This window comes from Bacillus sp. AFS088145, from assembly GCF_002564465.1.
GTDB lineage: Bacteria > Bacillota > Bacilli > Bacillales > Bacillaceae_G > Gottfriedia.
In genome coordinates this window covers 28,391-50,964 of the sequence record NZ_NUUX01000001.1, presented here as the reverse complement: position 1 = coordinate 50,964, position 22,574 = coordinate 28,391, and the positions used below count along the sequence as shown (strand labels likewise).

Annotated in this window: 13 protein-coding genes; 8 read left to right on the top strand and 5 right to left on the bottom strand. The window is 32.5% G+C overall.

The window, feature by feature from the left end; all coding sequences use genetic code 11:
- Positions 1 to 297: 297 nt before the first annotated feature.
- The 6 genes from COI44_RS00200 to COI44_RS00175 all read left to right on the top strand — a co-directional run bounded on the left by COI44_RS00200 (position 298) and on the right by COI44_RS00175 (position 15,018).
- Complete coding sequence (locus tag COI44_RS00200) at positions 298 to 4,428, top strand: S8 family serine peptidase (RefSeq protein WP_098426132.1); 4,131 nt, start codon at positions 298 to 300, stop codon at positions 4,426 to 4,428.
- 497 nt (positions 4,429 to 4,925) lie between these two features.
- Complete coding sequence (locus COI44_RS00195) at positions 4,926 to 9,098, top strand: S8 family serine peptidase (RefSeq protein WP_179886949.1); 4,173 nt, start codon at positions 4,926 to 4,928, stop codon at positions 9,096 to 9,098.
- Between the two features lie 126 nt (positions 9,099 to 9,224).
- The gene (locus COI44_RS00190) at positions 9,225 to 10,163 is read left to right on the top strand and encodes a LysR family transcriptional regulator (protein ID WP_179886948.1); all 939 of its coding nucleotides are present in this window, start codon (positions 9,225 to 9,227) and stop codon (positions 10,161 to 10,163) included.
- A gap of 245 nt (positions 10,164 to 10,408) precedes the next feature.
- A complete protein-coding gene (locus tag COI44_RS00185) occupies positions 10,409 to 11,770 on the top strand; it encodes a dockerin type I domain-containing protein (RefSeq protein ID WP_098426129.1) in 1,362 nt (453 codons plus the stop codon).
- A 391-nt stretch (positions 11,771 to 12,161) separates the two neighbouring features.
- Positions 12,162 to 13,610 (top strand): spore germination protein, encoded by a 1,449-nt coding sequence (locus tag COI44_RS00180; protein ID WP_179886947.1) that lies wholly within the window; start codon positions 12,162 to 12,164, stop codon positions 13,608 to 13,610.
- Positions 13,611 to 14,295: 685 nt separating this feature from the next.
- Positions 14,296 to 15,018 (top strand): DNA-methyltransferase, encoded by a 723-nt coding sequence (locus COI44_RS00175; RefSeq protein ID WP_098426127.1) that lies wholly within the window; start codon positions 14,296 to 14,298, stop codon positions 15,016 to 15,018.
- A gap of 701 nt (positions 15,019 to 15,719) precedes the next feature.
- On the opposite strand, the gene COI44_RS00170 is transcribed toward COI44_RS00175, so the two are convergent.
- Together COI44_RS00170 and COI44_RS00165 are read right to left on the bottom strand one after the other, a co-directional pair.
- Positions 15,720 to 16,013, bottom strand: coding sequence for an HNH endonuclease (locus COI44_RS00170; protein ID WP_098426126.1), 294 nt, complete (start codon positions 16,011 to 16,013; stop codon positions 15,720 to 15,722).
- Positions 16,006 to 16,596 (bottom strand): hypothetical protein, encoded by a 591-nt coding sequence (locus COI44_RS00165; protein WP_098426125.1) that lies wholly within the window; start codon positions 16,594 to 16,596, stop codon positions 16,006 to 16,008. Before COI44_RS00165 ends, COI44_RS00170 begins: the two co-directional genes overlap by 8 nt.
- A gap of 111 nt (positions 16,597 to 16,707) precedes the next feature.
- Between COI44_RS00165 and COI44_RS00160 the strand changes: the two genes are divergently transcribed.
- On the top strand, positions 16,708 to 17,061 hold the full coding sequence (locus tag COI44_RS00160; protein WP_098426124.1) for a helix-turn-helix domain-containing protein: 354 nt from the start codon (positions 16,708 to 16,710) through the stop codon (positions 17,059 to 17,061).
- A gap of 707 nt (positions 17,062 to 17,768) precedes the next feature.
- On the opposite strand, the gene COI44_RS00155 is transcribed toward COI44_RS00160, so the two are convergent.
- The 3 genes from COI44_RS00155 to COI44_RS00145 form a co-directional block, all read right to left on the bottom strand.
- Positions 17,769 to 17,966 carry a FliH/SctL family protein gene (locus tag COI44_RS00155; RefSeq protein WP_098426123.1) on the bottom strand — a complete coding sequence of 66 codons (198 nt, stop codon included), beginning with the start codon at positions 17,964 to 17,966 and terminating at the stop codon, positions 17,769 to 17,771.
- A 36-nt stretch (positions 17,967 to 18,002) separates the two neighbouring features.
- Positions 18,003 to 18,851 carry a hypothetical protein gene (locus COI44_RS00150; RefSeq protein ID WP_098426122.1) on the bottom strand — a complete coding sequence of 283 codons (849 nt, stop codon included), beginning with the start codon at positions 18,849 to 18,851 and terminating at the stop codon, positions 18,003 to 18,005.
- A 378-nt stretch (positions 18,852 to 19,229) separates the two neighbouring features.
- Positions 19,230 to 20,468 carry a hypothetical protein gene (locus COI44_RS00145; protein ID WP_098426121.1) on the bottom strand — a complete coding sequence of 413 codons (1,239 nt, stop codon included), beginning with the start codon at positions 20,466 to 20,468 and terminating at the stop codon, positions 19,230 to 19,232.
- A gap of 796 nt (positions 20,469 to 21,264) precedes the next feature.
- Between COI44_RS00145 and COI44_RS00140 the strand changes: the two genes are divergently transcribed.
- A complete protein-coding gene (locus tag COI44_RS00140; protein ID WP_098426120.1) occupies positions 21,265 to 22,461 on the top strand; it encodes a hypothetical protein in 1,197 nt (398 codons plus the stop codon).
- The last annotated feature ends 113 nt before the right edge of the window (positions 22,462 to 22,574 follow it).

Here is a 22,574-nt window from a genome sequence, read left to right as displayed (position 1 = left end):
ACGTCAGTGCTGATGTGGAAATTATATCAATAAAGATTTGAGACACAAAAAATACTTCAAAAGTGTTATTTCAATTCGATAGAATACATTTCGCAAAAATAAGATTTAGTTATTAAAGTTTGATAATTTTTAATTTTACCAGAAAATTCTGATTACGTATAATGAAATCATTATATAGGGAAGGGGATAGAAACGAGTCGTAAATTGATAGATTATGCGTTCGTTTTTAAGAAAATTTGAGATAAATCGAACAATTTCTATCAAAATAAACAGTATATTTATAAGGAGATTGGAGAAATGGGGAAAAAGAGTAAATTGTTAAAAAGTTTTTCTGTTTTAGCTTTAACATCTAGTTTTATATTAGGTTCACTTGGACATGTAACTCAAAACACAAAAGCAGCTAGTCCAAGGAATGTAGATGATATTTTGGCAAATTTAACTTCTGAACAAAGAGCGGCCTTAAATCAGCTTACAACAAACGAAGAAACTGGTCTTCAAATTTCTAAAGACACTGACTTAAACTCTTCAGATCAAACTAGTGTCATAGTAGAGTTTAATAATAAACCAGCAAAAATTGCTAAACTTGAAGCAAGTGTAGAAGGTAAAACTTTATCTGAAACCGATGCTAATAATCTAGTAGATCAGGATCACGAATCTTTTTCAAATGATGTAGAGAAAGTATTAACTGGTGATGAAAATAAAAAAATAAATTATAAGATTAATCGCTCCTATAAGCATGCATTTAACGGTGTCTCAATGAGCCTACCAGCAAATCAAATTAAAAATCTATTAAAATCAAAAGCTGTTAAAACAGTTTGGAGTAACGAAAAATTTTCGATAGACCCTCCAGAAGTAGAAAATGATCAGCTAAAAACTGATGAAGCTAAAGTAGCAAATTATACTCCATACGATGGTTTAGATCGTTTACATGCGGAAGGTTTTACAGGTAAAGGAATTAAAGTAGGAATTTTAGACACTGGTATGGATTATAACCACCCGGATTTAAAGGATGCATATAAAGGTGGATATGATTTTGTTAATAACGATAATGATCCAATGGAAACAACGTATGCGGATTGGGTGAAGGCAGGAAAACCGGGATCTCAAAATGGAGCGGACTATTATACTGAACATGGAACACATGTTGCTGGTATTATTGGTGGACGCGGTGTATCAAATAGTGAGTATAAAACAGTTGGTGCGGCACCTGAAGCGGACCTATACGCTTACCGAGTACTTGGCGCAGGTGGTGGCGGGACAAGTGATGCGATCATTGCTGGGATTGATCGAGCAGTACAAGATGGTATGGATGTCATTAACATGTCGCTAGGAGCAACAATAAATGATCCACTTTTTGCAACTTCTATTGCTGTAAACAATGCCGTATTAAGTGGAGTTACGACCGTTGTAGCTGCAGGTAATAGTGGCGATAAAATGTTTACTCTTGGATCGCCGGGAGCGGCTGCATTAGCATTAACAGTTGGAGCATCTTCAGTTGCAATTGATATTTATCAATATACAGGCGTGAATAATGGAAAAAGTTACAATATAAGACAATTGACGAAAAACTATAAAGATGACCTAACTACATTAAAAGGAAAAACTGTACAACTTGTCGATGTAGGACTTGGAGATCCAAGTGGCTATCAAAATAAGGATGTAAAAGGAAAATTAGTGTTCATGAACCGAGGAGTTTATACATTAGACTCTAAAGTTGCATATGCCAAAGCACAAGGTGCTGTGGGTGTTATCATGGCTAACGATGCAGCAAACAAGGCAGAGGGAGCAATTCAGACATTCCTTGGTGAATCAATGAATGCGATTCCTTCATTCTCAGTTTCATTTGATGAGGGTTCAGTGATTTCTGCAGCATTAAAAGATGGTAAATCAGATTTCACTTTTGGTGATTTCAAGAAAATTCAAACGGCATCTGATGAATTAGCTACGTTCAGTTCGAGAGGTCCAAGTCGTGTTAACTACGATATTAAACCAGAAGTAACAGCACCAGGTGTTTCAATACTTTCAACGGTTCCGTTTTATGTAAATGATCGAACAGTAGATGGAACACATACAGAAGATTATAAATATGCTTATTCACGTTTATCAGGTACTTCAATGGCTACACCGTATGTCGCAGGTGTATCAGCATTATTACTTCAATCGAATAAAGATCTTAAGCCAGAAGATGTAAAGTCGATTTTAATGAATACAGCAGATCCACTATCTAAAAATTATAGTGTATATGAGGTAGGAAGTGGACGAGTAGACGCTTATGAAGCAATTCATTCAAACGTTGAGTTAGAAGTAAATGATAAAACACCTATGTTTGTGAATGGAAAACAAAAATTAATTACAGAATTAACAGGTGCAATGAGCTTTGGGTCTTATGGATTTGATGGTGAAGATATTTCTGACTCTAAAACTGTTACGTTAAAAAATCGTAGCGAAAAGGAAAAAACATTCAATGTTAATGTTAAATTCCAAACGGGATTAAGAGGATCAAAAGATGCAGCATCAAATGGCGTAACGTTAGAAGGACCAACTTCAGTTAAATTAAATGGAATTAGTCAAAAAACGATTAAGTTTAACTTAAACATTCCTAAAACTGCCGAAAAAGGAACATATGAAGGATATATTACTTTCACGAATTCCTCAGATCCGACTGAAACTTACCAAATTCCATTTGGTGGACGAGTTGTAAACGAAGGTATTGATAAATTTAATACCGATAATCCAATGTTTAGTACAGACACAGCATGGCCAGCAAATGCATATCCATTTTTAGATATTACATTTACGCTAAAAACACATATGAAGACGATAGATCTAGTATTACAAGATCCAACTACTGGCGAAGATCTTGGATTAGTAGGAACATTTAATGCGATGGCAGTAAATGAAAATCAAGAGTATTATACTCGTGCATTTAATACAATTTATTATCCATTTACAGGTGATTCGAAAAATCCAATTAGTAGACAACCTGTATTTGTAAAAACGGGTCATTATAAATTGAGACTAGTTGGTACAAATGATCAAGGGAAAACGTTCTCAGCGTCATCTGATTTCATTTATGAAGTTGGGGCACCAACAATGACTTCAAGTTTTGATTCGTTGGATCAAAAAGTTATTGAAGTTAAAGATAGTCAATTTGATTCGAATGGAGAATTTCTATATGACTTTAACATAAACTTACATGATCCAGAAACAGAAGAAGCAACTCGCTTAGGATTACCTGTCGATCAATCAAACAATTCAGTTGTTTCATTTTATAATGGCGGATTTCCTACAAATCCAATCCATACAGATAAAAATGGAAATTACACTGATAAAATTTTAGTGAGAAAACAAGCAGATCCATTACAAGTTCAGTTTTATGGTTTTGATGCGGCAAGAAACTTTAATGGTAATGCATCTAATATGTTAAGAGTCGTTTTTGTAGATCAAAATTTACCATATTTCTATGTAAAAGCAAATAAACAAACCGTTACAACAGGTGATAGTGTAAGCTATACCGTTCGTTCGAATAATGTAAAAAATTTAAAAACAACTAAAATTACAATGATAAAAGATAGTTATGCTTCAGTTGAGAATGTAGTTGTAAATGATGCAGTTAAAAAGTATGGTGATGCACAGGTTAGTGTAGAAAGTACACCAACGAAGTATATTTTTACATTTAATTATTTAGGTGATAAAGCATTACCAGAAGATTTACCGTTATTTAATTTTGACCTAAAAACTGCTAACAAATGGACAACAGATAGTATTAACTGGTTTGGTATGAGTGGAACAACAATTGATCAATCAAATGTTGTGACGAACAATGTTTATGCTTATATGGAAAGCTATAAAGTAAAAACAATGTATTCAAGATTAGAGGGAGCATTAAGACCAGAAGCAGCAGTTGATCCAATTAAAGGACTAAATTATGCAATTGATCAAAGTAAAATTGGTGCAAAAGTAACGGTTACCTCTTTTGATGGGAAAACAGTTGTTGAGTCTCCAGTTACAGATCGATATGGTAGCTATTTAATTGATGGACTTAAAGCTGATATAAATCCTTATACACTGAAAGTTGAAGTGCCAGGTTACTTTACGATGAATCAAAAATTTGAATTGTACAGTGATGTTCGTGGTGAAATCGTTGGAAAACGAATTAGATACAATTTACCAATTGCCGCAGCTGGAGATACAAATAAAGACAATGTTATCGATATTTTAGATGCTTTAGCTGTACAAACGTATTGGGGTACAAATAAAGCTTCTGCAGATTTTAACTTTGATAAAGTTGTAGACGCTAAAGACATGAACTATGTTGTTAAGAACTATGGTTTACAAAATCCAACTGTAGAAAATGAACCTAAAGCGAAAACTTCTTATAAAGGTGCAACATTAGATACAGTATTAAGTCAGTTAGGTTTACAGTAAAGATTTAATATAAGTGTTTGTACGCAAAGGGAAGCTGATAATTTCAGCTTCTCTTTTTTTAGAGAGTGTAAATCAGGACTGTAATAGATTACATGAAAGTGTTACCAATTTAAGGCAATGAGTAGATGCATCTCTGGCTTAGTCTAAAAGGCTCGCCAGTCAATGAGGCTACTTTATTTACTATTTAATTATAATCTGCTGATAAACCATGGGTTTTTCTTAACAAAGATAGATAAAAGGTAGGATCTAAAAAGTGATTTAGCATACTTTTTGAATTTAGGAAAAATTAGATTCTCTTATTAATCTTGAATTATTTTTAATTTTACCAGAAAATTCAGATTACGTATAATTAAGTCAATAAATAGGGAAGGGGAAAGAATTTAGTCGGAATTTGATAGATTATCTGTTCGATTCTATTCAATTAAAGAAAATCTATTAATAGATTTAGAATGATTTTCAATCAGTACAGATCAATAAACATGCAGGAGGACTGGAAAATGGGGAAGAAGTTTACAAATAAAAAAATTGTAAAAAATGCTACAGTTATTACATTAGGTGTAGGTTTGATTTCTAGTAGTTTTCATGCTTCATATTTTAATTCATCGTCAAAGGTAAAGGCTGCGACATTCGATACGAATGCAGAGTCGATTTTAGCTAATTTAACACCTGCTCAAAGAGAGGCTTTAACACAGATTTCGAAGAATGATCAATCCGGATTATTCTTAAATCCAGATGTTAATATAGATAGTTCAGAAGATGTTTCTGTAATTGTACAATTCAATCAAAAGCCACATAAAGTGGCGGTGCTTGAAGCAGCTTTAAAAGGTAATAGCTTATCTGATAGTGAGGCTAAAAGTTTAGAAGATGCCGATCATGAAACATTTGACAAAGACTTGCAAAAGCTATCAAGCGATGATGACACGACATATAAAATAAGTAGAAAATATAAAAATGCGTTCAATGGAGTCTCATTAAAGATTCCTGCAAATAAAGTTAAAACTCTTCTAAATTCAAAAGCTGTTAAAGCGATTTATAGTAATGAAACTGTTAAGGAAGATCTTCCAGTAGAAAAAGCAGAAGATTCAGCTAAAACACAAGGCCAAGGAATGGCAGACGAGCGATCATACCTACAAATCGATAAATTACATCAAGAAGGTTATACAGGTAAAGGGGTAAAGGTCGCTGTACTGGACACAGGGGTAGACTACAATCATCCGGATCTAAAAGGCGCTTTTAAAGGCGGGTACGATTTCATCAATAATGACAATGATCCGATGGAAACGACAAATGATGATTGGGTAAAAGCTGGAAAGCCGGGAGGAAGTTCTGGAGCAGCAAATTATGTAACTGAACACGGAACACATGTATCCGGAACGATTGTAGGACAAGGGAAAAATGCTAGCGAATTTGCAACTACTGGAATCGCTCCAGATGCTGACCTTTATGTATATCGTGTACTTGGACCTGGGGGCAGTGGAACGACGGATGGTATTTTAGCTGGAATCGATCGAGCAGTAGCAGACGGAATGGACATTATGAGTCTTTCTTTAGGTGCTAATTATAATGACCCAATGTATCCTACTAGTATCGCAATTAATAATGCAGTTTTAAATGGAGTAACAGCAGTTGTTGCAGCTGGAAATGCAGGTAATAAGATGTATACCGTAGGATCACCTGGTACAGCAGCTCTAGCATTAACAGTTGGTGCCAGCAGTGTTCCAATTACGACACTTGGAGGAAAAGGATCGATCGACAATGTAACTGCATCATTACTTTTGATGGCAAAAGGCGCTGGGGATGATATCTCAAAATTAAAAGGTGTTACGAATTCGGTTGTAGATGTAAATCTAGGTGAAGCATATACTGGTAAGGATGTAAAAGGTAAAATTGTTCTAATGAGTCGTGGAACTTATACATTAGATTCTAAAATCTCGGTCGCTAAGTCACAAGGCGCTGCAGCAGTTCTTATGTATAATGACAATCCAACTGAAGGACAAATTCCAACCTTCTTAGGAGATGGTGTTAATTTTATCCCAACGTTCTCGTTAACTAAAGCAGATGGACTTGCTTTGAAGCAAAAGCTACAATCAGGATCTGTTAACTTTACATTTAATGATATAGGTGAAGCGAAAACTCAGGGAGATACATTAGCAGACTTTAGCTCTCGCGGTCCTTCACGTGTAAACTATGATATTAAGCCAGAAATTACGGCACCGGGTGTGAGTGTATTATCAACTGTCCCAGGCTTTATAAACAGTCCAGATAATCCGTCTGATTATAAAAATGCTTATCAAAGAATGTCTGGTACATCGATGGCTACACCATTTACAACTGGAGTCGCAGCTTTATTAAAACAAGCACAACCTGATTTACAACCAGAAGATATAAAAGCAATATTAATGAATACTGCAGATTCATTAAGTAAGCCATATAGTGTATTTGAGCAAGGTGCTGGACGAATTGATCCTTATAACGCAATTCATTCAACTATCGAAATTAAAGTCAAAGAAAAAACTCCAACAATTATTAATGGAAAAGAAAAACTAATTAATGAAGATACAGGTGCATTGAGTTTTGGAAATGTAGCATTTGATGGTTCAGACTATTCAAACACACGTTCTGTTACGTTAATGAATAGAGGAGAAAAATCGAAAACATTTGATGTAAAAGTCAATTTCCAATCAAATCTGCGTGGTTCAAAAGATGCACAAGCAAATGATGTAACAGTTCAAACTGATTCAACAGTTACATTAAAAGGGATTAGCCAAAAGAAAACAACTATTACCTTGAATATTCCAAAAACAGCTGAAAAAGGAATTTACGAAGGCTATGTAGTGTATACAAACAAAGACAATCCATCAGAAACATATCGAATTCCATTTGGTGTACACTATATTGAGCAAGGATTTGATTACTTTAAACTTTATAAAAAATCAGTGCCTGAATCAGTTATTCAAAGTAGCCAAAAATGGAATCGAACTGATGCTGCTAACATTAACTTAAAATCACATATGAGAACAATTGACCTCTTCCTTTCGGATCCGAAAACTGGTAAAGATATTGGATATATTAATTCGTGGGACGGAGTGAACTTCAATGAAGGTGTGGATTATTCACTACCATTCGTATATTACGGCTACTACTATCCGTTTACAAATGATGCGAATAACCCAATAGATTTGAACCCAGATAATGTTGTCTTACCAAAAGCGGGGCAATATGTATTAAAAATGATTGGTACAGATGATAACGGAAAACAATATGTAATCACTCAAGATTTATTTGTAGATGGTTCAAAACCAAAATGGGATGTTCATGTAGACGGAGAGGTACCAGGAAAAACAATCGTTGAATATAAAGATGGACAAGCTACAGTCGGTGTAACAGGGCATATTACAGATGATAATGTCGCTGCAAAACAAGCTGCTGGAATTACTGCTGATCAGACACAAAATCAACTTTTACATTATTATAATTCATTTTTACCAACTGGAAATATGACACTTGATAAAGACGGTAATGCATCTGATGAAATCCAAATGACGCCAAATCAAGTATTAAGTGTGAAATTTGAAGGGATGGATGAAGCAACAAACGGTAATCTTCAAAGTCAATATTATTTCGTAAATGAGCATACGCCTTATGTATATGGTCAACCAAATGTTCCGTTAAACCAACATCGATTAGTAACAAAACCAGGGGACACAGTAACAATTACGTTAACAGCAAATAATGTAACTAAATTAAAGAAAGCGAACTATAAGTTCACAGATACTTCAGGTACAAAAATTACAAATATTTCATTGAATCCTGAAGCTCAAAAGCTTGGAGCGACATTAGACGTAAAACAAACTCCTTCAGGAAGCAATACATCATCTGATGTTACTGTAAATTTTGATGGAACTACTGGCGTTGATGGCGATATTCCAACGGTAGATTTAACTCTGAAAATTCCTAAACCGATTACGCCATCTCAAGCTATAGCGTTTGTCCCACTAAGTGCATTTAATAGCCCGGTTACATCAACGTTTACAAATGTAGATAATGTAACTTCAAATGCTTTTACAGACTTACCAGGAATGATGATCTTAAATGACCAAACTGAATTTGTAGGCTATATTCATGCAGAAGGATTTAAAACTGCTTCTGGTTCTCTTGATTCTACAAAAGATTACTCAAAAGCTGGGGCAACTTTAACAGTAATTGATAGTAACGGAAAAGTAGTAAAATCAAATGTAGTCGCAAAAAATGCATCATTTACTATTGCAGGAATTGATCCATCAAAAGATGACTATACGTTTATCCAAGATATTCCAGGTCATTTTACAACTTATTATAAAACGCTTAAAGCTCGTTTTGAATTAGATGGTCAATTATATGGTAACGGTTATAGAGTAGGTGTAGAAACGACTCCATATGGAACTGCTGGAGATGTAAACAAAGACGATGTAATCGATGTGATGGACGCATTAGCAATCCAAACATATTGGGGAACAAATAAACGAAGTGCAGATATTAACTTCGACGGTACGGTAGATGCGAAAGACTTGGCATTTGTTGAAAAAAATTATTTAATGCAAAACCCTTGGATTCCAGCTCCTCCAAAACCAGTTAAAAAGTATAAAGGAAGTACTTTAGAATCAGTTAAGAGTCAATTAGGAGTACAATAAAAGTAAGCCTGTTCTCTACATTTTGAGAACAGGCTTTTTCTAACATATAATACCATTAACATTAACTAGATATATTCATTTGAAATTATGTTAAAATATTACTAATGTAATATGAAGGAGAAGAAAATGAGTATCAACAGTACGAATATTTACAGCATGAATATACAAAAATTAGAGTATCTAGTTGAAGTTGCAAAAACCGGTTCCTTCTCGATTGCTTCACAAAATCTATTTGTAAGTCAGTCTGCTATTAGTCAATCGATTGTAAGTATCGAAAAGAAATTAGGGATAAAATTATTCGAACGAACAAGAGGAGGAAATAATGCGATTCCAACAATTGATGGAAAACAAATTATACCTTTAGCGAATGAAATCGTTCTAAAATATCAAGAATTAATCCAGAATGTACAATTAATTAATGATAATATGACCGGTAATTTAAAAATATCTACAGTACCGGGGTTTATTACACAACTTTTAAATCCAATTTCAGCTATAAAGGAAGAGCATCCTAATATCACAATTGATGTCTTTCTTAAACCGGGCCAAGAAATTATTGAAGATGTACTAGAGGGCCGTAGTGATATAGGGATTGTACCATTTATTAAACATTTACTAGAAAGTAATGAATCTCTAATTTATCAAAATTTATTCACAGCTAATATGAAGTTATTAGTAAGTAAAAAGTCTCCCTTAGCAAAAAAATCATTCGTTACGCCACAAGAAATCGTTAAAGAAACTCTTCTTGTATATAACGGTGTATATATGCAATGGTTTAAAAATAATTTCTATAAACAGTTTGGACAAATGAAGGAATTATTTACATCCACAAATGTTGATACAATTTTTAAGGCTATTAGTGATAACTTAGGTGTCTCATTTGTTCCGTACATTTCTGAAAATTACAACATTAACGAAGAGATTAAGGTTTTAGATATTGAAGGTTACGAGGATATACAAATTCAATATGTGTGGTTAATGTCTAGTAAGAAAAGATATTCAAAATTGATAGATGACTATATAACGAAATTAAAAGATGAGTTAAATGTAAATGATGATAATTAAGGAAGTGGATGATCATTCATCCACTTTTTTATTTTAGTCGATCAATTAAAGACACCCTGCCTCCTTAAAACCATTAATTATTTATTGCACAAAAATTCCACAGACTTTTTAGAAACAATGGAATTAAAAGATTTGAACAAAGAGAATCAATCGTCCTTTTCTAGATTGATAGATAAGTAATAATACCCGATTTTTTTACCACCAATGCAAAAAATTCCACTTAACGAATAAGTTAAGTGGATCAAATGAATAATTATTTAATGCCTAGTGATGTTTTAATATCTTGTAGTGTATTGCCTTTATACCTTTTAACTGGTACTGGTGCATTTGAGTACAATGACAGCCAACTCGATGCAAATGGCAAATATGAAATTGAGGATGCAAAACGCTTCGGCATTATGCAGGATCAATCACAAAACTTATTTAGCGGACTAGCTTTCAGACAGCCAATTTTCCCACGACCAGTTGGTCCAAACGGTGATGTACACGAGCAAGTGTTAGATGATAGCAAAAGTGCATTCTGGCCATTCTCATTATTTGGAATGGATGTCGCACAAAACCAAAGCGATATGGTCCGTGTCGTTTTTGCGAAAAATACGATACCTTATTATTATGCAAAAGCTAATAAACAAAATGTAACAACAGGCGATACAGTCAATTATAAAGTTCGCTCCAACAATACAAAAAACTTAAAAACATCGAAAATCACTATGACAATTGATAACGGTCAAGGAGTGATTGAAAATGTAAAAGTAAATGATGCTGTGAAAGCGTACGGAGACGCAACAGTAACTCTCCAAACGGCACCAAGTGGAACAGCAAATACAAACTATACAATGACATTTACTTATACAGGTGACAAACCGTTACCAGAAGATATGGATCTATTTAATTATGATCTAAGAACACTTGATAAATCGTATTTCGCAGCTGGCAATCCAGTTATTTCATCGACCGCGACAACTACGGACCAATCAAACGTGGTGACAGCAAATGCAAATTTATATGTTGAGTATTTTAATTACAATGCGACTGTATCACGTGTATCAAGTTATATGAATCTTGAAGGAACGATTGATCCAGCTACTGGCGGACTTAATACAAAAATCAACCAAAAAAATGTTGGGGAAAATGTGAGCATAACATCGGATGATGGGCAAATTAATTTGCAAACTCCGATAAAAAGTTCGGGTGGCGATTATACGTTTGATGGTTTAAAAATCAATCAAAATTATACAATTAAAGTAGATGTACCGGGTCATTTTACGATGTATAATACTGTGAAACCATATGATGTAATTCGTGGAGAAAAACGCGGGATTAATTATGTAATTACTAAAGACTTACTCCCAGCAGCAGCAGCAGGCGATACAAACAAAGATAATGTCATCGATATTATGGATGCATTAACTGTACAAACTTACTGGGGAACTAGTAATCCATCAGCTGACTTTAACTTTGATAAAATCGTTGATGCTAAAGATATGAATTATGTAGTGAAAAATTTTGGTTTAAAAAATAGTACTGTTTCAAATGCTCCAAATGCTAAAAAGACTTATAAAGGTGCAACGTTAGATAATGTATTAACTAAATTAGGATTAAAATAATTGATGTTAAATTACTGATATATATTTGGGGGAATAATAAATTTTAAGAGAATCCGATCTATTGGATTCTCTTTTTTTTGTCTATTTTAGTTTGAAAAGTAGTATGATCTGCCATTTAGTTATTTAAAAAATGAACAAATTGATTTTTAAATGAATCAGATTTGGTAATTTAACTAACTATGATTAAGTAATAGTTATTTTACATTGTTGAGTTTGATGTGAATTTCCTCCCTTTTAAGTGGATATATGCCCAGTCTGCTAGTAATTAAAAAGTCTAATTGCTATTTAATAAATATTAACAAATGACCTTACTAACTTAGAATAGTTACTTGAAATAAAATAATGAGAAGAATAATGGAGACACTAACTAAAAAAAGGAAGGAGTTTATTGGTGAACCACATAGAACAACAATCTACTTTATCGGTAAGTTTAAATAAAAACCTTAATCGTTTGAAAGAGCAACTCCATATTTCAACTGATTTAAAAATACGATTATTGACTATCTATGATGACATTGAACGGGATGCTGCTATTATCTATATCGATGGAATTACGAATACCCAAAATATACAGGAAAATATTCTCTCACCTTTGTTACAGATACATAAAATCGAAAGTATTGAAACGCTAATATGCCGTAATTTATCAATCATTGATGTTAGTTCTGTTACATCTTTTGATGAAATCTTGACTGGGTTATCTAAGGGTAAAACACTTGTCCTTATTGATGGTTTTAAAGAGGGAATTTTAGCGGATTCTTCAGATTGGCAAAAGAAATCAGTGACTGAACCTGATACACAAAGGGCTATAAAGGGTCCATTGATTGGATTCAATGAAGATCTGAAGGTGAATATTAATATGATTCGTAATATGTCTCAAACGCATAAGCTTAGTGTCGAAAATATACAAGTTGGAAAAGAGACAAAGACAGATGTAGCGATTCTCTATATGGAGGGGTATGTCGATGAAAAAGTTTTAGAGGAAGCGAGACAAAAAATAAAAGAAATTGATGTAACTTATTTAATGGAGTCACGAGTCATTGAGGATGCATTAGAAGGGAAAAAGACACTATTTCCACTTGCCTTTACGTGTGAGCGTCCTAGTGTGGTAGTTTCAGCGTTATTTGAAGGTAGAGTTGCCATAATAATCAATGGGACCCCTTATTCGATCATCGTACCCACTTTATTTCTTCATTATTTTCAACAACCGGATGAATACTATACAAAATCAGGGAGATACGCAAACAGATTGGTCCGTTTTTTAAGCTGGTTTCTGTCAATTATGTTGTTGGGTCTCTATGTGACGATGGTACGCTTTCATCATAACTGGGTTCCTCACCAATTTGTTGATTCATTTTTCAAAAAATCAGATACCGTCTTTCCGATTCTGGTGGAGATCTTTTTCGTAGCGCTGTTGTTCCAATTACTTGTAGAAGCCTCCTTACGAATACCTAAGTCAACCGTTATTATCGTCTCACTAATTGGAGCAATTGTTGTCGGACAAACTGCTGTAACTGCGAAATTGATTCATCCAATAACATTAATTATAGTAGGAGTTAATTTCTTAGCAAGCATAGCCATTGCAGCAGGTGGACTATACGGTACAGCGATGACAACTCGAACTGTATTTCTATTTTTAGGTTATTTTTTTGGTCTAACAGGGTTGATAGTTGGAACAGTGATTATGATTGTTTATATGGCATCTCTTAAATCACTTGGAGTTCCATATTTAGCGCCTTTTATCCCGTTTCGTCCAAAAGAAATGAAAGACGCTTTATTCCGAGGTGATTTGAAAAAGTTAATTAATAGTAAACATACATATCCACATAAGAATAAATGAAGACAATTAAAAAATTGCACCCTACCTCTTGAACGTAATACTGATTATCATTGCACAAAAATTGCACAGACTTACTAGAAACAATAGAAATATCAGACTAGTAGTGTATAAAATTACAATGACTACTTGATTTAATGGACTTAATCGACCTAAAATATTCAGTAATACTGAATAATCTTCGTACGCTGTAATTGACAGGGTAGGGGTCGCTGGTTCAAGTCCAGTTGGGAACAAACCTAAACCTCTTATATATCAAGAGGTTTTTTGTTTTATAACACAACTTTAATTTGAATGAAACAAACCTAATGGGGCAGATGTGGGGCAGAAAATAATTTTTTACTGTTTTTGTTTCATGAATTTGGTTTTGAAAATTTTATTATAAAAATTTTAGTTATTTTTGTCAGTAGTTAACCTATTCATCTTCTTCAACTTTTACGTCCACAAATAAAAGTTTATAATTTACTTTAAAATTTACAAAAATAAATATTGATTTTTTTATTGAATAATTTGGTTCCTTTACATATTTTTTACCGTATAAGATGGGAACTATGATAATAAATTTTTGAGATAAATTATAAATTTGTTAAAAAGTATGTATGTCCCCTAGTTTTTCTTTTGATAAATAGAATTTAATTCAAATATCCTAGCCAACTAAGGAAATTAAATTCGATTGGGGATAATTTTGATGACAAATTATAAGATAGATTTAAAGTTAATAAATGGAGATGCTTATTCAGAAATTAATAAGATTGCTAGTAATTCAGTTCATTTAATTTGCACAGATCCGCCATATTTTATATCTAGAAAGACAAACTTTAGTAAAGGAGGTGGTGATCAAAAAAAATTTGGTTCCATTTCAATGGAGTTTGGGGAGTGGGATTTAGAAGAAAATAGAATAAATTGGTTTAATCTTTTACAAGAATTTAAGAGAGTACTAGTTCCGGGTGGTACAATGATAATTTTTTATGATATTTTCAAAATGAGTGATATAAGGCTTAACGCTGAAAAATTGAAGTTAAAGCAACCAAGAATTGGAATTTGGGAAAAAACAAATCCTGTCCCAATTAATGCAAAAGTAAATTATTTATCTAATTCCAGAGAGTATTTTATTTCCTATACTAAGGGCAAGAAAAGAACGTTTAATGCCTATTATGATAAGGCTTATTTTGAAGCACCAATTGTAAGTGGAAAAGTTAGATTTCACCCTTGTCAAAAGCCTGTTACTCTACTAGAAAAAATTATCTCCACTCATACTAATGAAAGTGAAACAGTTTTAGATTGTTTTATGGGATCCGGATCCACGGGACAAGCTGCTATAAATCTAAAACGTAATTTTATTGGGATTGAATTAGATAGTATATATTTTAACAAAGCTTCCAATGTTTTGAACAAGGCAACAAAAAGTTGAAACTATTTCTTATAAAATGGTAAGCATTTGAAATATCACAATATAGCAATAAAAAGCTTTTTGTTTTAATAATAATTTAACCTCTCTAAAAAAGTTTAATAAAGAAATAAGCTATACTTTGTCTTATATCTAATGGCTTTGCATAAGTCAATTTGAAGATTTATTGCTATGAGTTGAAAAATACATTTGTATAAATCTTGTAAGCTCCAAACAAAAAGTAATTTTAAACCAAATGGACCGATTTGTTTTGGTAGATTGATATTTTCCCTTTATAGTAGACATGATAAAAAGCCAATCTCATAAAATGGATTGGCAGTCTACTATTGGGGGATTTTATTTTACCATCAAGGGAATAAAATTTAATCACTAATCAACTGAACTAAAACACAAGGTAGTAAAGCAATGAAAAATAAGTCTACTATCCATACCACACCACACGTAACCGAACCGCGGCGTACCTAACCGCACCCAACCATACCAGATTTGACCATATTCTCATCAGCAATAGGTAGGTCAATCCTATTGAACAGTAATCACTGTTTCGATATTTTACTGATATGTGCTCTCAAAATGGTAGTTCTATATTATTAATCCCTTTTTATTATATTATTATCTGCTTACTCACAGTTTACCATACCGTACCTTAATAACTTTAGCATATCAAAACAAAAGAATAACTTAAAAACATTTACTTTTTTAACTTATCCCTCCCAGGTATACTTTCTCCAATCAGTCGGGATAATTTCATCTCTCAAAGCACTAGCAATCATTCCTAAATGATTTTTATCATCTCTTAAAACATGGCATCTCCTACATAATGTCCTTAGATTCGTAAAATAGTTATTTGCGAATTTCCCACTTTTAATATGGTCTATATGACATTCATTAAGAGATAAATTTATTCTACATCTAACACATTTTTTTCCATCCCTTTTCCAAATGAGTGGTCTAACGTTATTTACCCAGGTTTCTTTAGGAACTCTTACTTTAGGCATTTACAATCTCCTCTTGTATAGTAAATGAACATATTTCAAATCTGCCATAACCTAATTTTCTTGCATCACCAATACCAGCAAAGAGACCTGCATCGATGCAAATTGATTGCATTTGATTTCTTGCGATTAAGGTAGATTCCCAGGCGATATCAAATTCAGCTTCCCAACCAGGACTTACTGCTAAACGATAACGAATGTTTTTTACTTTATTTCTAGTTACAGGACGTACATCAATATAAACATCTTTCTTATGATCATCATCTATTGCATCAATTGAAATATGTCTATTTATTAGAATTATTTCATCTAATATATGTAATGTAGCAGAAACGCTTGGCTCGAGTGAACCTAATCCTTTTTTTGTATGTTTTGCACCGGATCTTATAGAAGAAAATAAGTAATCGGGTTTTAAATAAAGTTGACCATTTGAGGTCGCTAAATACGTGTTTTTCCATTCCTCCGGATTATTTCCCGGAACTCCAGATTTTTCTTTTCGAAAGGGAGATATGGCATCTAACCTCATATTATTATAAAGTAGTGGCCTTGTACCTCTTATTTTTATTCTAGCCCTAAGAAAAGTCATTGTTTTTACCTCCTTTTAATACTTATAAGTATTAATATTGACATTTTTTTCTAATTTATACTACTGTAATCCTTTTTTTTACTCTTCTACCATAGAAGAGAGGTGAAATTTATGACCGAATTTTTAAACTTGGTAGGTACCAAAGTTCGATATTTCCGCAAACTTAATGGGTTAACTCAAGAAGAACTTGCTGAAAAGGCAGATGTTCATTATACCTATATCGGAGGGATAGAACGTGGCGAAAGAAATATTTCATTAGAAACCCTTGAAAAAATATGTATTGCTTTAAACGTTTCTCCATCCTTAATTTTTCATCAAGACAGTCTAAGTTTCTCTGCTAACGATTTGGATAGGGGCTGGCTTTTAAAGTTGCATATAGAACTTTTAGAATCCAGAAGTACAAAAGAAATAATGTTAATTCATGAAACAGTTCAAAGAATAGTTAATTTCATTGATAATAAATAATATATAACTGTTTTTATTTTTGAAAAATACAAAATTTTAACTGTTGATAAAAGCTCCTATTATTACTTTTTAAAATAATAAAAAAAATGAGCTAATTTTGGCGTGATGGCAATACACGGCCCGGTTAAAAACTATTAGAAAAGAGGAACCTTATCTTCGTCGATTTAACGAGTCTTAGGATAAGAAAAAATCCTAAATGACAGTATACAGATCAAAGTGGTGTTAATTTTTATCAATACTAAATTAATGAAAAAGTATATAACTATTACTTTTATTGGTCGTACTAATATATACATCTATAAAGATTTTATTATTTTAAATTCGTTTCAATTAAAAAGAGTCTAAAACATTAGATTCCCGTATTTCTTTTCAGTATTTCTTAATTCTACTCAGGGAATATATTGAAATTTTTGGTAACCCTAACTAACTAAACTAACAATTAGTAAATAAAAGACTGCAGATGCAGCCTATCGATGTTCAACTAATGCATGCATTAGTTGCTTAAGAAAATTAACAACAACAATAAAAGTCACTGCTCTTGAGCAATGACTTTTTCTCATTTCATTCTCTAATACCAATTGTTATGTTACTTATATTTCTAAATCAAAATATTGATATTTTTTAAGTTTTATCCCCATCATTTGAACCCGAGTGCTTTTTTAGATATAAGTAACAATTTTCAGACTAAAATCAGTCGTTTTACGTTGTCAAAACTCTCGCCGAAACCTAAAATTCTCCTGAGTTTTAATTGATGATAGCTGTTTAATGATTAATTTCTGATCCCTCATACGCTCTAAAATTTGTTGTTTTAATAGCTCCTGACCTTGGTGGTAACCATCATTAAATCCTTTTTGATAACCGGATTGGTAAGAGTTTTGCACGAAATGTTTGTTCTTATCGTCCATTAATAACCGCCCCTTATAAAAAATATATGTTCTTTTTTAAGAGTCCACTCTACGACTTGATAGATAGGAATTTAAAGAAGTCATAATACGCTTGTTATGAAATCTTTCTAGGATTTGTTGCTCAACATCTAAAGGAAGTAAGTGAAATGAAAGAAGAATGTCTATGACAATCCTGTATTGATCAAGATCTCGTTCAGACAAAATTCCCTTTAATATGTACTCTTGCAACTTTTCAAGGGAAACCTGTCCATAATTTATTAATAATTCAGCACCCAAATCATTAAATATCATATTGGAGTCATATACAGGTTGGCATTTAACGAGAGAAAGGCTCCCATACTTAAAGTTGATTTTTTTTTCTTTTTGAAGAATTGGACAATGTAACATTCTTTGCTTGGCCATATCATAAAAATATTGCATTTTCTTGTGGATTTCATAGAACCTGTTAAACAAAACAGCAAGACTATCTATATCCAAATTTTCAAAGGGAGCAATACTATGTGCAATTATATCTATTCTTCCCTCAGGCTTCAAAGTAGGTCTTACATAGAATGTATCTTTTTGCCGGAAAGGTTCTAGCTGTTTTACTAAATTCGGATTATCTTTAATACATTTATGAGAGATCTTTATAACAGCAGGAAGGATACCTATGTTATGCAAATAATCATTTAAAGCAACTTGATCTGTATAATGATATTTTTTTCTTCGAGTAAACTTCGCCACCAAATTATGTTTGATAAATTCAAATCTGCTCCCCTCGTAAGTATTTAATCGATTACGGAATTCTTCCTTTATTATTTTTAAATGCTTTTCAGCTTCCTTGTATTCCTGAAATATCCCCTGTTCAAGTAATTGTAAAGCGATTTGTTCTGCATTTAATTCCATTATAATTAGCCTCCCTTTCTTTACTCTTAGAATAACCGAACGTATGTTTTTTATTCTGAAAATAAGAACGAATGTTTCTAATGGTTCATTAAAAACAATTTGATGGTACTAATTAATTTTGATCAATTACTCAAGGAAAATAGGGGTAACTTTTGTTTTTCCGCATAGATTGTTCCGTCTGTGAAACGCGTAAGCCATTCTGTTTGATCCGCAAAATTGCTCCACTTTTATGGTCATAGTTGTTGATGCCGGATTTAGAAAAAATGGAGCGAATAGAGTAACAACATCTTACAGTTAAAAACTTAAAATTCAAAATATAGAGCCATAAAACAGAATGGTCCAATTTCTTTAAACAGATAAATCATCTTTATCTTAAAGTCAACATATTACAGCTTTCAAATCATCAATATGAAAAAACTTTTGACTATCCTTACTATTATTTATGTCGTAAGTATGCAATTTACATGGAAAATTATTTTTTGCAATTTGGTAGTTAAGTGAAGTTCGAGGAATATTTATATATTTAGCAGTTTGAATAATATTTAAGAATGGTTCTTCTTTTCCCTTTAATCTACCAATAATATAAGATAAACAATTAGACTTAGTAGCACCCGTTAGTAGTGATAATAAATCTATTCCTTTATTTGTATACTCACTTAAATTTATCAGATAAGGGGTCGTATCAATATTATTTTGAACATTCGAATGGATATGAATTAAGTTAAAGGCGTCATACGATTCACTATTTAAAAAGATTGTTTGTAATTCATATTGGATTTTAGCGTCAACAGAAATTGGATTAAACGATTGTAGAAATTGTTTTTCTGAATGAGAAATGAAAAATTTAACCCTTTTTGTTACAGTTGGATAACTAAAGGTCTGTTTTTCTTTTAGAAACAAAGCTACTTCCTTTTCACTATCTTTAAGGTATTCTTGCAGTACAGCTAATTTTCTACTCATGCTTTTAAATTCATACATAAGTATAATTTTACATAAATGAATGACATCTCTAGTACGATAAATATATAATTCTCCATATTTTGTTACAGTTACTTTCACATTAAACTTTTCTTCTAAGAATTCAGCTAGCCAAATTACGCCTGCTTCGTCATCTACAAACAACTTTTGCAATGAAAAAACCATATTCAACGAACCATTAACTAGTTTCAAATGTCCATCATCATAAAATAATATAGACAGTGAAAATTCATCAAAATATGCTTTAATGAAGTCTCTAGGAATGACTTTTTTCCACCTTACACGTGAAATGTTTTTTACTGTTACATACCATGAATCATGAAGAACCGTAAGATACTTACTTCGTAATGACTGAATTTCAACTGCTTTATAAGTTTTTTTTTTCTTAGAATGATGACAATCTCTTTCATTAACGATATTATCTTTATTTTGAAGAGGAATTAAATCAGGATAATTTTTAATAAAATCAAGTTTTTCCAATATGTATGCTTTATCGGACGCAGTATGTTTTACATAATATCTTGCACTATGTGTAGGTTTTGCTCGGTTTAAATTTGAATCTCCAATTAATCCTCCTGCCATAAAGCTGTTGATTTTATCGTTGTTTGTACCAACTTGTAAAATGTTCTTTAGTATCATATTAACGCCCCTAAACTTTTTAAGAACAGTCTAGACGGCAATGTCATTCTATATACCTTTTTCAAAAAAATAGTTGTAAATAGAAAAACCTTACAATTTGTAAGGTTAAATCAATCAAATTGCCTTTCTTTCAATGATGATTAAATAAACATATGGATAAAATATTGTTAAATTTAGACAAATGTTCAGAAGTTTAAAAAACACTTTTAATAGATTTGTAACAAAAAATTTTGTGTGGGTATTCTCATTACCACAATAAACACTTAATTCGGCATTATCCTTCGATTAACTTATCATTATAGTAATTTTGCCAAGCAGCGGATAATAACATTAGAAAATTCTCTCCAATAATCCTTTCTTAAAAATATTATTGAAGAAAATCTTAATTAAAAGCCCGTTTGATCAGTTCATTGCTGCTTTTTTAATTTAAGTATTTGGCAGTAATGTTTATAAGCAAGTCGTAGATTCATAGTAGACCATTACTACGCATCAAAGTTCTTAATAGATGATTTTTCTGCTCCACTTTGAAAGGGAAGAGAAGCAGATGATAGGGAATTGATACATTAGAAAATAATAGTGAGGGAGGGATATAGGGAATTTGGTGATTTTCTAAGAATGAATTATCCCATTTGGTAGAAAAATCTGTAAAAGATTATATTAGTCGGTGGAGGCGATTCTTAACATAGGTTTATATAATGGAGAAACAGAGCTTACTCCTTGTTGATGGAGCGAACTTGATAGTCATAAGGTATACTATAAATTGCAGAACATTAAGAAAAAGGAATGAGGTTAAGTTATGTCAGATGAATTTGAAATAACTAACGAAATCGCTGAGAGGAAAAGAGAAATTGTAAAAGCAATGACAGATGTTGAATGTTACCCTGCCATTATAGAAGAACAGATCTGTGTAGCTAAATACACAAAGCTGCCTCTATCGCGAGTTACAACACTCGGTACAGCCTTTGAACCTTTGACAGCGGCTTTTCGAAATGTCATAAATGGTGGTGGAACTACAAGCGGATTATATCAAGTAACGATACCAAAAGGTGCTCACCTAGCAGAATTCAAAAATGGTTCTGGATACTTAGGAAGTGTTTTGAAGGAAAACGGTGCAGTAGGTGGCGGACAGGCTGTGTTGAATCCTCTTGTCTTTAATCCAACAATGCTGTTTATGGCTACGACTCTAGCCACCATTGACAAAAAACTCGACAACATCCAAGAAATGCAGCGAGAAACCCTTGATTTTCTTGTACAAAAAGAGAGGTCCGATCTTAGAGGTGATCTCAATTTTTTGACGGATGTTCTTAGTAATTATAAATACAATTGGAACAACGATAAATATATAGATAGCAATTATAATAGTGTCCTGGGTATCAGGCAGGGGGCAGAAAGAAAAATTGAGTTATATAGAGAGCGGATAACAACTAAAATAAATAAAAAGTCTTTTTTTTATTGGGATCAATGGGTAAAAAAGCAACTTGAAGAATTTTACTCTGAGTTTAAAGACTACCAACTTGCTTTATATTTGTATTCCTTTTCTTCGTTCCTTGAAGTAATTCTTTTAGAAAACTTTAAGCCTGAATATCTTGATGGTATTTCTAAAAAAATAGAAGATTATTCACTTAAGTATAGTGAACTCTCCACTGAGTGCTATGACCAAATAAAAAAATATGCTCAGTCCTCATTACAGTCCAAAATGCATAAGGGATCGATAAGCGTTAGCAGAGGAATAGGAGATAATTTAGCAAAGGACGGAGACATTAAAAAAATTTTTGGTATGACCACTGTGTTGATCAGCAACAAACTGGAAATGAAACGTTCAGAGAGAACAGAGCAGACTATGAAAAATTTTAAACAATTTATAGAAATGCAGAACGATTACATCCGACCTTTCGTTGAAAACATTAATACAGTTAACAAACTATATAATCAGCCAATCGACCTCATTTTTGATAAAGAGAACATATACATTGGAACGACAGAAGTGCAATAACGATTGTTTTATGTTTAATATGGACAACGAAATTATTAAGGCTTTAATCTAGAAGTAATTCTAAAACAAGGTCATTGCTGAACAGTACCAAAATACTAGCTATACACAAGCAT

Excerpts from the sequence above, each read along its gene's own strand:
- COI44_RS00200 (WP_098426132.1), top strand. The coding sequence starts at position 298 with ATGGGGAAAAAGAGTAAATTGTTAAAAAGTTTTTCTGTTTTAGCTTTA.
- COI44_RS00195 (WP_179886949.1), top strand. The coding sequence starts at position 4,926 with ATGGGGAAGAAGTTTACAAATAAAAAAATTGTAAAAAATGCTACAGTT.
- COI44_RS00190 (WP_179886948.1), top strand. The coding sequence starts at position 9,225 with ATGAGTATCAACAGTACGAATATTTACAGCATGAATATACAAAAATTA.
- COI44_RS00185 (WP_098426129.1), top strand. The coding sequence starts at position 10,409 with ATGAATAATTATTTAATGCCTAGTGATGTTTTAATATCTTGTAGTGTA.
- COI44_RS00175 (WP_098426127.1), top strand. The coding sequence starts at position 14,296 with ATGACAAATTATAAGATAGATTTAAAGTTAATAAATGGAGATGCTTAT.
- COI44_RS00170 (WP_098426126.1), bottom strand. The coding sequence starts at position 16,013 with ATGCCTAAAGTAAGAGTTCCTAAAGAAACCTGGGTAAATAACGTTAGA.
- COI44_RS00165 (WP_098426125.1), bottom strand. The coding sequence starts at position 16,596 with ATGACTTTTCTTAGGGCTAGAATAAAAATAAGAGGTACAAGGCCACTA.
- COI44_RS00160 (WP_098426124.1), top strand. The coding sequence starts at position 16,708 with ATGACCGAATTTTTAAACTTGGTAGGTACCAAAGTTCGATATTTCCGC.
- COI44_RS00155 (WP_098426123.1), bottom strand. The coding sequence starts at position 17,966 with ATGGACGATAAGAACAAACATTTCGTGCAAAACTCTTACCAATCCGGT.
- COI44_RS00150 (WP_098426122.1), bottom strand. The coding sequence starts at position 18,851 with ATGGAATTAAATGCAGAACAAATCGCTTTACAATTACTTGAACAGGGG.
- COI44_RS00145 (WP_098426121.1), bottom strand. The coding sequence starts at position 20,468 with ATGATACTAAAGAACATTTTACAAGTTGGTACAAACAACGATAAAATC.
- COI44_RS00140 (WP_098426120.1), top strand. The coding sequence starts at position 21,265 with ATGTCAGATGAATTTGAAATAACTAACGAAATCGCTGAGAGGAAAAGA.